This is a genomic window from Frankia sp. AiPa1 (assembly GCF_023243075.1).
GTDB lineage: Bacteria > Actinomycetota > Actinomycetes > Frankiales > Frankiaceae > Frankia.
This window is the reverse complement of the sequence record NZ_JALKFZ020000175.1, coordinates 126,835-139,413: the sequence shown is the minus strand read 5'-3', so window position 1 is coordinate 139,413 and position 12,579 is coordinate 126,835. Positions and strand designations below refer to the sequence as shown.

General features: G+C 70.9%; 9 protein-coding genes. 5 read left to right on the top strand and 4 right to left on the bottom strand.

The features are described from left to right. Nucleotides 1–470: ATP-binding cassette domain-containing protein (locus tag MXD95_RS21750; protein WP_250642528.1), on the bottom strand; the 470-nt coding region annotated here is incomplete at its 3' end. Nucleotides 471–945: 475 nt separating this feature from the next. Between MXD95_RS21750 and MXD95_RS21745 the strand changes: the two genes are divergently transcribed. Together MXD95_RS21745 and MXD95_RS21740 are read left to right on the top strand one after the other, a co-directional pair. Continuing rightward, the gene (locus MXD95_RS21745; protein ID WP_250642527.1) at nucleotides 946–2,859 is read left to right on the top strand and encodes a PP2C family protein-serine/threonine phosphatase; all 1,914 of its coding nucleotides are present in this window, start codon (nucleotides 946–948) and stop codon (nucleotides 2,857–2,859) included. A 73-nt stretch (nucleotides 2,860–2,932) separates the two neighbouring features. Beyond that, nucleotides 2,933–3,673 (top strand): DUF4230 domain-containing protein, encoded by a 741-nt coding sequence (locus MXD95_RS21740; RefSeq protein WP_374122101.1) that lies wholly within the window; start codon nucleotides 2,933–2,935, stop codon nucleotides 3,671–3,673. A 10-nt stretch (nucleotides 3,674–3,683) separates the two neighbouring features. Here the strand turns inward: MXD95_RS21740 and MXD95_RS21735 are convergent, their stop codons facing one another. Beyond that, nucleotides 3,684–6,488: an alpha/beta fold hydrolase gene (locus MXD95_RS21735; protein WP_250642526.1), complete on the bottom strand. Its 2,805-nt coding sequence runs from the start codon at nucleotides 6,486–6,488 to the stop codon at nucleotides 3,684–3,686. A gap of 801 nt (nucleotides 6,489–7,289) precedes the next feature. Between MXD95_RS21735 and MXD95_RS21730 the strand changes: the two genes are divergently transcribed. Then, the gene (locus tag MXD95_RS21730; protein WP_251078777.1) at nucleotides 7,290–7,790 is read left to right on the top strand and encodes an Hsp20/alpha crystallin family protein; all 501 of its coding nucleotides are present in this window, start codon (nucleotides 7,290–7,292) and stop codon (nucleotides 7,788–7,790) included. A gap of 43 nt (nucleotides 7,791–7,833) precedes the next feature. On the opposite strand, the gene MXD95_RS21725 is transcribed toward MXD95_RS21730, so the two are convergent. Then, nucleotides 7,834–8,682 carry an exodeoxyribonuclease III gene (locus tag MXD95_RS21725; RefSeq protein ID WP_250642525.1) on the bottom strand — a complete coding sequence of 283 codons (849 nt, stop codon included), beginning with the start codon at nucleotides 8,680–8,682 and terminating at the stop codon, nucleotides 7,834–7,836. Between MXD95_RS21725 and MXD95_RS21720 the strand changes: the two genes are divergently transcribed. Continuing rightward, the gene (locus MXD95_RS21720) at nucleotides 8,675–9,397 is read left to right on the top strand and encodes a RibD family protein (RefSeq protein ID WP_250642524.1); all 723 of its coding nucleotides are present in this window, start codon (nucleotides 8,675–8,677) and stop codon (nucleotides 9,395–9,397) included. The genes MXD95_RS21725 and MXD95_RS21720 overlap by 8 nt on opposite strands. 113 nt (nucleotides 9,398–9,510) lie before the next feature. Beyond that, nucleotides 9,511–12,189 (top strand): ATP-binding cassette domain-containing protein, encoded by a 2,679-nt coding sequence (locus MXD95_RS21715; protein ID WP_250642523.1) that lies wholly within the window; start codon nucleotides 9,511–9,513, stop codon nucleotides 12,187–12,189. Here MXD95_RS21715 and MXD95_RS21710 read toward each other — a convergent pair. Continuing rightward, nucleotides 12,176–12,547, bottom strand: a complete 372-nt coding sequence (locus MXD95_RS21710) for a DUF962 domain-containing protein (protein WP_250642522.1) — start codon at nucleotides 12,545–12,547, stop codon at nucleotides 12,176–12,178. The genes MXD95_RS21715 and MXD95_RS21710 overlap by 14 nt on opposite strands. Nucleotides 12,548–12,579 lie beyond the last annotated feature (32 nt).

Sequence of the window (12,579 nt, the reverse complement as noted above, 5' to 3'; positions counted from 1 at the left end):
TGGAGACCCGGGGCGGGCGCGGGGCCCCCCCCCCCCCCCGCCCCCCCCCCCCCCCCCCCCCGGCCGCCCCCCCCCCCCCCCCCCCCCCCCCCCCCCCCCCCGAGGCCACGCAGGGTCGCGAGCTGCTCGAGACTGCGGCGGGCGGAGAGCCCCGGGTGGAACGTCGGGCCCTCGATCATCGCGCCGACCCGGTGCAGATAGCGGTCGGGCCGGCCGATCGGCCGGCCGAGCACGTATCCACGTCCGGCCGACGGACGGATCAGTCCGAGCAGCATCCGCAGCGTGCTGGACTTGCCGGCTCCGTTCGGCCCGACGAATCCGGACAGCGCTCCGCGTGGCACCTGGAGGTCAAGGTGGTCGACCGCGCGGCGCGTTCCGTAGCTCTTCGTCAGGCCGCGGGTCCAGATCGCCGCGTCGGACCGGGCCGAGCTTGTGGCTCGGCGTGTCCTGGCGGGCGAGACAAAGGTCATCGTTGCGTGCTCCCCGGGAATTCGACACCGCGCCGCACAGTTCAGGCCCCGTAGCCCGGGGCCGCACAGTTCAGGAATGACCGTGTCAGGGCGCGCGTCCACGTATGGCAACGAGCGGCTGACAGCCCAGGTTCCTGCCTGTGACCTACCCTGTCCGCGCTCGGCAATTCAGATCGAGCGAAGGGTGTATCCCGCAGGGGGTTATCGGCTGTTGATATAGCGCATTATCGGGCTACCCCTCCGGAAAAAGGGAATGTGACACATAGTCGTATTTCCTGCGGAATCGTGATAACGCGGACAGTCTCGTTTCGGGGCAAAGGGACCGTGGCTGGCGGCGATGCGGCCTCGGTGCTCGGGCTGGCATCGGCCGGCGGCTGGCGGCGCGGTGACCGGGCTGGTCGGGTGAAGTGTCCGGGATCGGTCAGGTCGTGGCCCCGCCAGGTCGGCGCCACGACGGGTGGACGACAATTCTCGGGTGAGCGAGACCGCTGGCCTGCGGCGTGGCCTTCGGGTGCTGACGTTGGTCGCCAGCGTCGCCATCGTCGTGATGCTCGTGCTCGCCGTGATCTCCGGCTGGAGGTCGCGGCAGGCCGCGACCGATCGCGGTCGGCACCTGGACCCCGCCGCGACGACCACCGCGCTGCTGCTCGCGGGCTACGTCGACCAGGAAAGTGCGCTGCGTGGCTACATCGTGACCCGCGATCGGGGCTTCCTCGCGCCGTTCGATGTCTCCGACCGGGTGATTCCGACGCTCACGGCCCGCCTGGACGAGCTGCTCACCGACTTCCCGGAGCTGCGCGCCCAGCGGGCGCGGATCGGCACGGCCTACGCCACCTGGCGGCGCGAGGTGGTGCGTCCGGAGCTGGCCGCGATGTCTCGGGGGGACGTCGCCGGCGCCGCGGACATTGTTCGCGAGAGCGCCCGGCGCGACTTCGACAGGCTGCGCTCCGCGGTGGCCAAGCTCGCGACTGGGATCGACCGCGAGCAGGTCCAGGCCTCCCAGCAGCTCGAGACCGCCGCCGTGCTGCTGCTCAGCTCGCTCGCCAGCGCCATGGTGATCATCCTGGTCGTCCTCGCGACGGTGCTGACCGCCTCCCGGCGGTGGTTGCTGCGTCCGATCGGCGCCCTGCAGCGATCGGTCAACGCGGTGGCGGCCGGACGCTACGACACCCGGATCCCCTCGGTGGGTCCGGCGGAGATCGTCGCGCTGGCCGCCGACGTCGAGACGATGCGTGCCCAGCTCGTCCGCCTGGTCCGGCAGAACGAGCGGTCCTTCGAGGCGTTGGCCCAGCAGGGCCCCGCCGTCATCGCGCTGCGTGACGCGCTCACTCCATCGGTGCTGCGGGCCCGCGACGTGGTCCTGCACGGCCGGGTCGACCCGGCCCAGGGCGAGCTCGCGGGTGACTGGTATGACGCCCTCGACCTTCCGGACGGCCGGGTCGCGGTGATCGTGGGCGACGTCTCCGGTCATGGCGCCGCCGCCGGTGTCTTCGCTCTGCGCCTCAAACAGCTGCTGGACGCGGCGCTGACCAACGGTGGGCCGCTCGCGACCGTGCCCGAGTGGGTGGTGGACAACCTCGGCGACACCGACGAGATGTTCGCCACCGCGATCATTCTCGTGATCGATCCACGCACCGGGGAGCTGCACTACGTTAACGCCGGGCACCCCGACACCCTGCTCCTGCGCCGCCCGGGCCCCGCCCTGACGCCCACGTATCCATCGCGAGCCCCGCAGCAGACACCCGCCCTCCATCCGGCGCCTGCCTCTCGTCCGGAGCCCGTACGAGATCCGTCGTCCACCGCCGTGACGGTGCCGGCCGCCCCGGGATCGTCGCAGCCGCCGTCGCCGGCTCGCCAGGGGGAACCCGAGGCGTCGGTGGGCCGTACGGCGCGTCCGATCGTCGATGTCGAGAGAGCCGAGGCTGCCGGGGTCGAGGCTGCTGGAGTCGAGGCCGGGAGAGTCGAGGCCGAGGGGGGCGGGGGGCAGGTCCACCGTCAGGCGAAGGGGACCGTGTTCGGGGCGGTCTCCCGCGCCGCGCAGATCGTTCGGTTGCCGCCGACCGGTCCGCTGATGTCGAGCCTGGTGGCGGTGCCGGGGGCTTGGCAGAGGGGGACGATCCACCTGGAGCCGGGCGATGTGCTCATCGCCTACACCGACGGGCTGGTGGAGGCCCGGGATGCCGGCGGTCGTCAGTTTGGCGTGCACCGGCTGATCGCCGAGGTCCTGCGGGATCCCACCCGTGATCCGGTGGCGTTGCTCGACGGGGCCTTCGACGCGGTGCGCCGGCACGCCCCGGGGCAGCAGGACGACGACCGGACCGCGATCATCCTGGCCTGGTCGAACCAGCGAGTGACCGGCGCCGCCGTCAAGGCCGACACCGGGGCCTGACCGCGGTGTCGTGACGCCGACGATGCACCTGGTCGGGGCGTGACCGGGAGGATTTTCGGGTACATCAACAACTATGAACGACGAGTCCGGTACGGACCGGCCCCAGACCGCCACGCGGCCCCAGCCCACCCCCACGCCGCCGACCGCCCGGCGGTCCATGCGGCTGCCCAGGCTTGGTTTCAGCCCGCTGCGGCTGATCTCCGTCCTGCTGCTCGCCGTGCTCGTCGTCGGCCTGATCGCCGTGGTGGCCGGCTGGCGGCCCAGTCTCAACCCGTTCAAGGAACGGACGATCGACCGAAGCTCACCGGCGGTGCTGCGCTCGCTGGAGGACCTCAGCGAATACCACGCGGCCGGCGCTCACTTCGAGGTCGTCGTCGATCTGGAGGACGACACCAAGTGGATCCCGTCCGCGCTCAAGGGCGAGCGCACCCTGTTCGTGGGGGTCGGCACGGTCGACTCGATGGTCGACTTCGGTCACCTCGACAAAGGCGCCGTCACCGTCTCGCCCGACCGGCGCTCGGTGACGATCAACCTGCCGACCCCGACGCTGTCGACGCCGCAGCTTGATCTCAACCACAGCTACGTGGTCGCCCGTCAACGCGGCGCGCTGGACCGGGTCGGCGGGCTGCTCGGCGGGGTGGGCAGCGACAAGAAGCTCTACCAGACGGCCTCGACGAAGATGACGGAGGCGGCGAAAACCGACAACCAGGTCACCGAGTTGGGCAAGAAGAACACGACGGCGATGCTGCGCGGTCTACTCGGTGCGCTTGGTTTCACCGACGTCCAGGTCAGTTACACCGTCGACAAGAGGTGACATCTCGGCCTCAGCCCCGCCTGGCCTGCTCGGCGACGACGCGGTCGATCTCCTCCCGGAAGTGCTCGGAAATCCTGATCACGTGTGGCTCGCGGAGGAGATAGAAGTGCTCACAGGGGACATAATGGGTGTCGTGGCTCCCAGTCAGGTATGTCGACCAGGCGCTTTCCGGATCCGGGTTCTCGGCCGAGCGGTAGACCAGTGTTCTACCGGCCCACGGCCGGGGCCGGTAGAAACGCTCCAGCAGCCGGCCGTGATTGAAGAACACGTCGAACTGCTCGAGCCCGTCGAACTGCACGACACCGGTCAGCGGAATCTGCACCATCTTTTTCAAAGTGGCCAGGTTGGTGAAGTTCGCCCGCTGTTCCGGCAGTAGACGCTGGGTGAAACGGGCCAGCCGGCGACGGTAGTTGCTGGCGTGCTCCTGGTCGTCCCTGGCAGCGGCGGGCGTGGGCATGGGCGTGGCTTCCGCGGCCGCGTCCATGCGCAGTGAGGCCGGCAGGTAGGTGTCCATGATGGACAGAAAACCGACCTCCTCGCCGGCCGCCGCCAGCTGCTGGGCGATCTCCATCGCGATGAGGCCGCCCAGCGAGTGCCCGGCGAGCAGGTACGGACCACGCGGTGCCAGCAGCCGGATCACCTCCAGATGGCGCCGCGCGGTTTTCTCGACGCTCCAGTCCGGGAAGCCGCGCCGCTCCAGACCATGTGCCTGGATGGCGTAGACGGGCTGGTCGTCGCCGAGCCGGCGAGCCAGCGAGTGGAAACCGAGGGCCAGGGCGCCGGCCCCGGCAAAGCAGAACAGTGGCGGGCGCGATCCCGTGGTCCGCAGCGGCACGACGGTCGGGTGACGCGGGCCGGCCTGCTGGGCGAGGGAGACCGCGTGGGCGAAGGCACCCAGTGTGGGCGAGTCGACCAGCGTGGACGATGGCAGGGACAGACCGAGCTTCTCCTGGACGAGAGTGAGCAGCTCGTTGGCGGCGAGCGAGTCACCGCCGAGCTCCATGAAGTCGTCACCGACGCCGACCTCCTCGAGGTCGAGCACCCGGGTCCAGATGTCGGCGACGACGATCTCCCACTGGGTGCGGGGCCGCTTGGAGATCGCGGGCGCCGCGGGCGGCGGCGGCAGCGCGCCGCGGTCCACCTTGCCGCGCTCGTTGCGGGGCATCCCCGCGATCGGCACGATCGTCGCCGGCACCATCCAGATGGGCAGCCGTTCGCGCAGCGCCCGGCGGACCCGTGCGGGTGAGAGCGTGTTGCCGTGCACGGCCGGCACGACGTAAGCAATCAGCCGGGCCGGGCCGCCGGGGTCGGTCACGGCGGTGACGACCGCCTCGGCGATCTCCGGGGAGCGCAGCAGGGCCGCCTCCACCTCGCTCGGCTCGACCAGGTAGCCGCGGATCTTCACAGCCGCGTCCCGCCGCCCGAGTAGCACCAGGGTGCCGTCCGGTTCGAACCGGCCGAGGTCGCCGGTGCGGCAGGTGGTTCGGCCATCCGGGCGCGGAGTGAACTTCTCGGCGGTCAGCTCTGGGTTCTGCCAGTACCCGGCCGACAGGTGCGCCGAGGTCACCTCGACCTCGCCCACCTCGCCGAGCGCGGCGACCGACCCATCCTCGCGGCGCAGAACGACTTCCTTGCCGGGCGCGGGCCGCCCGCCGGGGATCGTCCCCTCCGGCACCGGTGCCGAGGCGGGGATCACATGAAAGCCCAGCGAGGCGATCTCCGAGGCGCCGGTCCAGTTCGTGTAGAGGCAGATCGCGGACAGATGCGGCCGCAACGCGACGATGTCGCGCCCGTAGGTGGCCTCCCCGCAGGTGGTGACGACCCGCAGGTCCGGCAGGGCCTCGTCCGCCTCGAGCACGCCCAGCAGGGCCCGCAGCAAGGACGGCGTGGTCGGCAGGGCGGTCAGGTTCTGGGTGATGATCCAGTCAGCCAGGCCTCGCAGTCCTGCCGAGCGAGGATCGTAGGCGTACAGCCCGGCCCCGTTGAGCAGGCCGAAGACCACCACGGTGATGCCGGCGGCAAAGGAGTAGGGCAACACCAGCGCCACGCGGTCACCCGGGGCGAACCCGAGCCGGGCGGCACCCGCATACGCCTCGCTCAGGAACGTGCCGTGTGTCCACACGACGCCCTTGGGTGTGCCGGTGGAGCCGGAGGTGAACACGACACACGCAGGCTCGTCGATGCCCGGCTCGGGCCACCAGACGGCGTCCGTGCCATTCGCCGTGATCCATTCCGATCCGTCGCTGGCCGCGGCGGCCAGATCCAGGACCAGCCGCGGGCTGGAATCGGCCAGCAGGTCCAGCAGCGGACGTGCGTCGATGTGCGGTGCGGTCGGCGGGTCCGTCCAGCCGGCGTCCACCGGGCCGAGCCCCACCGCCGACCGGTCGACCGTGGCGTCGCCGAGGTCGGTCATCAGGGCGACGCAGCCGGCCTGCCGGATGATCTGCGCCATCCGCTCCGGCGGGACCATCGGGTCGAGCGGGACGACCGGCCGCCCCGTCTTCATCGCGGCGAGCACGCCGAGCAGCCCGGCGACGCCGTGGGGCAGCAGGGTGGCGACCGGTCCGACCTCGCTCGCGTCCAGCCGGCCCAGGATCGCGACCGCGATGTCGTCGGTGCGCCGGTCGGCCTCGGCGAACGTCAGGGACACCCCAGGGGAGACCAGCGCGGGAGTCTGCGGGAGGCGGGCCGCGACCTCGCGGAAACGGCTGACCACCGAGTCGGGCAGCGTGTCGAGGTCCACCATCGAGAAGGAGTCGCCCCCTGGCGACGCGACCGCCAGAGCTGCGCGCCGATCACCTTCGTTCACTGCCACTCCCTCGTCCTGTCCGCTGCCGGCGTCCTCAGCGTCGCCGACGCTATTCGCGCGTCACGGGTGACATACGGCCACATGGCCACACAGCCACACCCCCAGCTCGACCGATGACGGGCGGCACGTCTCGGAGGTGGCCGTCCGGACGGCATCAGGGAAACCGCGCAGTGCCCGGCCCCTCCACCGGACCTACGTGAACGGCTCACCCCGCGGTCGTGCCCCCCGCGTGGCGTGCGCCTTTATATCACGATCGTCTGTCTAAGATATTGCCACCCCTCGTAACCTTACGGAAGTGTCGGTTAGCCGATCTCTTATTCGAGATCCAAAGAACTTCTGATGCCAGCGATTCCGGGTGACTGTCCGGTATTCCGCCCCCGGCGTGTCCGGGTCATCCGGCGGCGGGTCGCCCAGCGTTGCGAGAGGGCCTCCCGCGGTATTCCTGACCCTGCTGCGGTCACCCGCTCGGGGGCCGGGCTGCGGTGAGTGGGTTGCGGTGAGTGGGTTGCGGTGCGTCGCCCCCGCGGGCCGTCCCGTCACGCGGTTCCGCGGAGCATTCTGATCCGTTTCGCTGTGGCGGGGCTGTGTGCCGTATGCCGAGGCGGCCTGCGGCCGGTTCCGCGGAACACCTTGATCGACTCCCGATTGCCCTGTGAGGCAGACCTCATGCGGACCCTTGCCTCGCGAAGGTTGAGTGGTCTAGACTCATGAACTGTGAACGGCGTGCGAGTCAGGTTGACGAGCGAGCGGGTCGACGAGCGAAGTCGAAGACCGGGCGCGTCCGGACCGTTCCTGACGAACTGATCAATGAGGGAGAGTTCAGTGAGCACCTACCTGTGGGACCCGTTTGCTGCGCTCGGCCGGATGGACCGGGAGTTCGACGAGATCGTCCGCAGTGCCTGGGGTGCCCGGCGTCCGGCGCTGGCCGGCCGCGCGGCGCCCGCGGAGGTGGCGGTGCCGTCCGCCGATGTCGCTGCCGACGGAGATGATGTTCTGATCAGCCTCGAGCTGCCGGGTGTCGACGTCGAGAACGACGTCGTCGTGGAGATCGACCGTGGCCGCCTGGTGGTCCGCGGCACGCGCGGCGGGGAGCGTGAGCAGGACCGTGCTGGCCGGGTGCACCGTGAGCGCTGGTCCGGCAGCTTCCGTCGCGAGTTCCGCCTCCCTGAGCGGGCGGACGCGTCCCGGATCTCGGCCGGCTACGAGCGTGGCGTGCTGACCGTTCGGATCGCGGGCGCGGCGGTCGAGCCGAAAGCGACCCGGATCGCCATCACCGCGGCTGCGGCGGAGTCCACGTCGAGCGAGTGACGAGCCTGTCGGGGTGCGTCCGCCCGCGCACCCCGACATTCGGTCAGCGGCGTTTGGACGAGGCGCGTGCCGACGGGGGAGGAACCATCGGGCCCACATCGCCGTTCGGGGCCTCGTCCAGGTCGACGATGACCGGGGCATGGTCGCTGGTGCCGGTGCCCTTGCGCGCGGCCCGATCGACCCAGACGGCGCGGACCCGGTCGGTCACGTCGGCGGTCGCCAAGGTGAGGTCGATGCGCATGCCGTAGTTCTTTGGGAAGGCGAGCTGGCGGTAATCCCAGTAGGTGTAGACGACGTCGTCGGGCCAGCGGGTGCGCAGGACGTCGACCAGGCCGACGTCGGTGATCTCCGTCAGGGCGGCGCGCTCCGCGGGAGTGACGTGTGTGGCGCCCTCGAACTGGGCCATGTCCCAGACATCGGCGTCGGTGGGCGCGATGTTGAAGTCGCCCAGTGCCATCAACGGGCCCTGGGGCGCCTCCGCGGCGACGACGTCGCGCAGCACCGCGAGCCAGGCCAGCTTGTAGGCGTAGTGCGGGTCCTCGACGGTCCGCCCGTTCGGGATGTACAGCGACCACACCCGGACACCGCCGCAGGTGGCCGCGACGGCGCGCGGCTCGGGGTCGGGGAAGCCCGGGCCGCCCGGCAGGCCGCGCACCACGTCGTCGAGACCGCTGCGGGACAGGATCGCAACGCCGTTCCAGCGACCGTCCCCGTGGTGGGCCGCCCGGTAGCCACGGCGGAACAGGTCCTCGTCGAAGAGCTCGAGGAACGCCTCGTCCGACAGCTTGGTCTCCTGCAGGCACACCACGTCCGGCTCGGCGCGGTCCAGCCACTCGATCAGGCGCGACTGCCGGGCCTTAGCAGAGTTGATGTTCCACGTCGCGATGCGCACAGCTGATGACCGTAGTACCGCCCCCCATGCGATGCTGCGCCGCATGGGCAACCGGCCGTACGTCATCTGCAGCTGCGCGATGTCGGTCGACGGCCGGATCGACGACTGCTCCGACCAGCGGCTGATCCTTTCGGGTCCTGCCGACCTCGACCGCGTCGACGAGGTGCGGGCCGGATGCGACGCGATCCTCATCGGTGCGGCGACGGTGCGCCGGGACGACCCGCGGCTCGCGGTGCGGGCCGAGCACCGGCGGGCGGCGCGGGTCGCTGCCGGCCAGGCGTCGACGCCGCGCAAGGTGGTGCTGTCCGGGTCCGGCACCCTCGACCCGGCCGCCCGGTTGTTCGCCACCGATCCGGTGGAGGTCCTCGTCTACCGCGCCGCCGGGGCGGCTCGCGTGACCTTCCCGGGGCGGACGGCGGTGGTGGAGTTGCCGGGAGTGGATCGGGTCGAGGTGGCGGCGGTGCTGGCGGATCTTGCTGGCCGGGGGGTGCGGCGGTTGCTGGTGGAGGGAGGCACCTCGGTGCACACCGCGTTTCTCACCGCAGGGCTCGTCGACGAGCTGCATCTGGCCGTCGCGCCGCTGTTCGTCGGGGAGGCGGACGCACCGGCCTTCGTCGGGCCGGGCCGGTTCCCGCGTGACGCCCAGGCGCGGATGCGCCTCGCGGAGGTCCGCCAACTCGACGATGTGCTCTTTGCCCGATACCTGATTGAGTGATCTGGCCCGGTTTTTCCGGCGGCGTTCCTGGCTGACTGACGGGCGTGCCGGAGGATCTAGTTTCGGACATGTCTTCCAAGGGGCCGGGAACTGCCCGGCGAACCAGGCACACTATGGTGCGTCTGGCGATCGAGGGAGACGAGTTCGTGCCTGGGACGACCCCGCTTCGAGTCAACACTCCCGCTGGGGAGGTGACTCTCACCGGCGACGGCCCTGCCGTGGTCGGCCGAGCTCGCGTGGCCGACATTGTGATCAATGATGGGCGGGTCTCCCGCCGGCACTTCGTGCTGCATCCCTCGGCGAGCGGTTGGCGCGTCGAGGATGTCAGCGCCAACGGCCTGTGGCAGGACGGCCGCCGGGTCGGCGATGTGGGGATCTCGGATGAGCTGCGGCTGCGCCTGGGCGCGGCCGACGGTCCGGAGGTCGTGCTGGCGCCGATTCGCCCGGCGATCCCGCCGACCGCGCCGACCCGAGGCCCGAGCACCGCCACGCCGGCGAACCAGGCCGGCTCGGGCATCATCCCGACGCAGGTGCCTTCGACGCTGGTGCCCCCGGCGCCGGTCACCGAGCTCGATGCCGGGTCCGCAGGCGCGAGCGGTTCGGGTGGCCCGGGTGTACCGGCGGGCGCCGAGGCGCCCGCCGGGGCTTGGCCGGTGGACCCGGCGACCGCGCAGAGCGCGGTGGTCCACGCCCGGCGGCGGGTACATCCGCTCAAGCCCGGCCGGATGCGGATGGGGCGCTCTCGGGACAACGAGATCATGGTCGGCGATCTGCTCGCCTCCCGGCACCACGCGGAGCTGCGCATCTCGCTCGGCAGCGTGGAGGTCATCGACCTCGCCTCGGCGAACGGCACGTTCGTCAACGGCCTGCGGGTCGGGCGCGCGGCGGTGCTGCAGCGCGACGTGCTGGCGATCGGCCACCACCTGTTCCAGCTCGAGGGCGACTCGCTGATCGAATATGTCGACTCCGGCGACGTCGCCTTCGAGGTGCAGGAGCTGTCGGTGTTCGCCGGGCCCAAGCAGCTCATGCACGAGCTGACCTTCCGGCTGCCCGGCCGCTCGCTGCTCGGCGTCGTCGGGCCCAGCGGGGCGGGCAAGTCAACCCTGCTCAACGCGCTCACTGGCTTCCGTCCGGCCGACCGCGGCGCGGTCCGCTACGCCGGGCGTGACCTCTATTCCGAATACGACGAACTTCGCCGACGCATCGGCTACGTTCCCCAGGCCGACCCGCTGCACGACCAGCTCACCGTGCGCGAGGCCCTGCTGTACGGCTCGGAGCTGCGTTTCCCCGCCGACACCACCGCCGACGAGCGGCGCGCCCGCGTCGAGGAGGTCATCGGCCAGCTCGGGCTCTCCGCCCACGCCGGCACCCGGGTCGACCGGCTCTCCGGCGGCCAGAAGAAACGGACCAGCGTCGCACTCGAGCTGCTCACCCGGCCGTCCTTGCTGTTCCTGGACGAGCCGACCTCCGGGCTTGACCCGGCGAACGACCAGTCGGTGATGGAGACGCTGCGCGGGCTCGCGAAGGGCGGCGGCGAGGGCTCGGCCGACGAGAGCGGTCGCACTGTCATCGTCGTCACACACAGTGTGCTCTTCCTGGATCTGTGCGACTTCATCCTCGTGCTCGCGCCCGGCGGCCATGTCGCCTATTTCGGGCCGGCCGACGGGGCGCTGCGGTTCTTCGGCAAGAAGGACTTCCGCGAGTTCGCCGCCGTTTTCCGGGAGCTGGAGGCGACCCCGGGCTCGGAGATGGCCCGCCGCTTCCGCGGCTCGGAGTTCTTCGTGCCGTCGGCCGTGGTGGCGCCCGCCGTTCGCCGCGCACCACCCGAACTGCCCAGCATCCGCCAACAACCCGTGTTCGCCCAGCTCAGCACGTTGACCCGGCGCTATTGGCGGGTGGTCCTCGCTGACCGCTCCTATCTACGGCTGATCATTGCGTACCCGTTCATCCTCGGCATCGTCCCGCGTGTGCTCAAGGCGCCGGACGGACTCGGGCCGCTGCCGCAGGCACCGAACCCCGACGCGACGAAGGTGCTCGTGGTGCTGGTGCTGTGCGCCTGTTTCATGGGCATGGCGAACGCCGTGCGTGAGATCGTCAAGGAACGGCCGATCTACCGGCGAGAACGCACGATCGGCCTGTCCCGCACCGCCTACCTCGGCTCGAAGATCATCCTTCTGACATTGATCACCACTGCGCAGTGCGTGGTGTTCACGCTGATCGCGGTGACCGGCCGGACGCCGCCGGAAGCCGTCGCGCTCGGCTCGCCGCTGGTCGAATGCCTGGTCGCCGTCATCATCGCGGCACTCGCCTCGATGATGATCGGTCTGTTCGTGTCCAGTCTGATCGACAACGCTGACAAGGCGATGCCGATCCTCGTCCTGGTCACCATGGGCCAGCTGGTGTTCTGCGGCGGCCTGACCTCGATGAGCGGCCGGCTCGGCTTCGAGCAGATCAGCTTCCTCGCCCCGGCGCGCTGGGGATTCGCGGCACTGGCCAGCACTGACGACCTGAACGCCGTGGCCAAACTCGGCAACCCGACGCTGCGCAGCGACCCGCCCGACCAACTCTGGGAGCACAGCACCGGGCAATGGGCGGTGAATGTCGCGCTCGGCGTGGTGATCGGGGTCGTGGCACTGGCGCTCACCGCCCTGATGCTGCGCCGCATCGAGCCGCGGGTCAGCCGCATCGGCGCCGCTCCCCAACCGCTCGGCGCGGGTGGCGTTGGCGGCCCGGAGACCTCGCGGTCGCGCAGTCACCCGCAGCCTCCCACCGGCCGCCTCACCCGCCGCTGAGCCCGCGGCCGGCGAGCAGGTCGGCGAGTTCCTCGCACCAGAAGGCGAGCCCGCACAGCTGGTAGGTGATCGGGCCGCGGGTGAGCGCCGGGCGGTTGTGCTCGAACAGGACATGCCCGGCGACCTGAAGCGCCCAGCTCGCGGCGAAGATCGGTACCCCGACCCGTGGTCGGGTGAACACGAGCGGCAGGGAGAACGCGACCCCGGGGATCCCGACGAGATGGGTCAGCCGAATGCCCCGGCCTCGGTGCTCGGCCCGGTAGAACGCCATCTTCGCCTCGAACGGCGCATCCCGCGCGGGCGGTTCAGGCGGCGCGGGCGGTAGCGGTGGTGTGCTCGGCGCGATCTCGCTGGTCATGGGGCTTGCCTCCTGGGTGTCCGGAACATCCA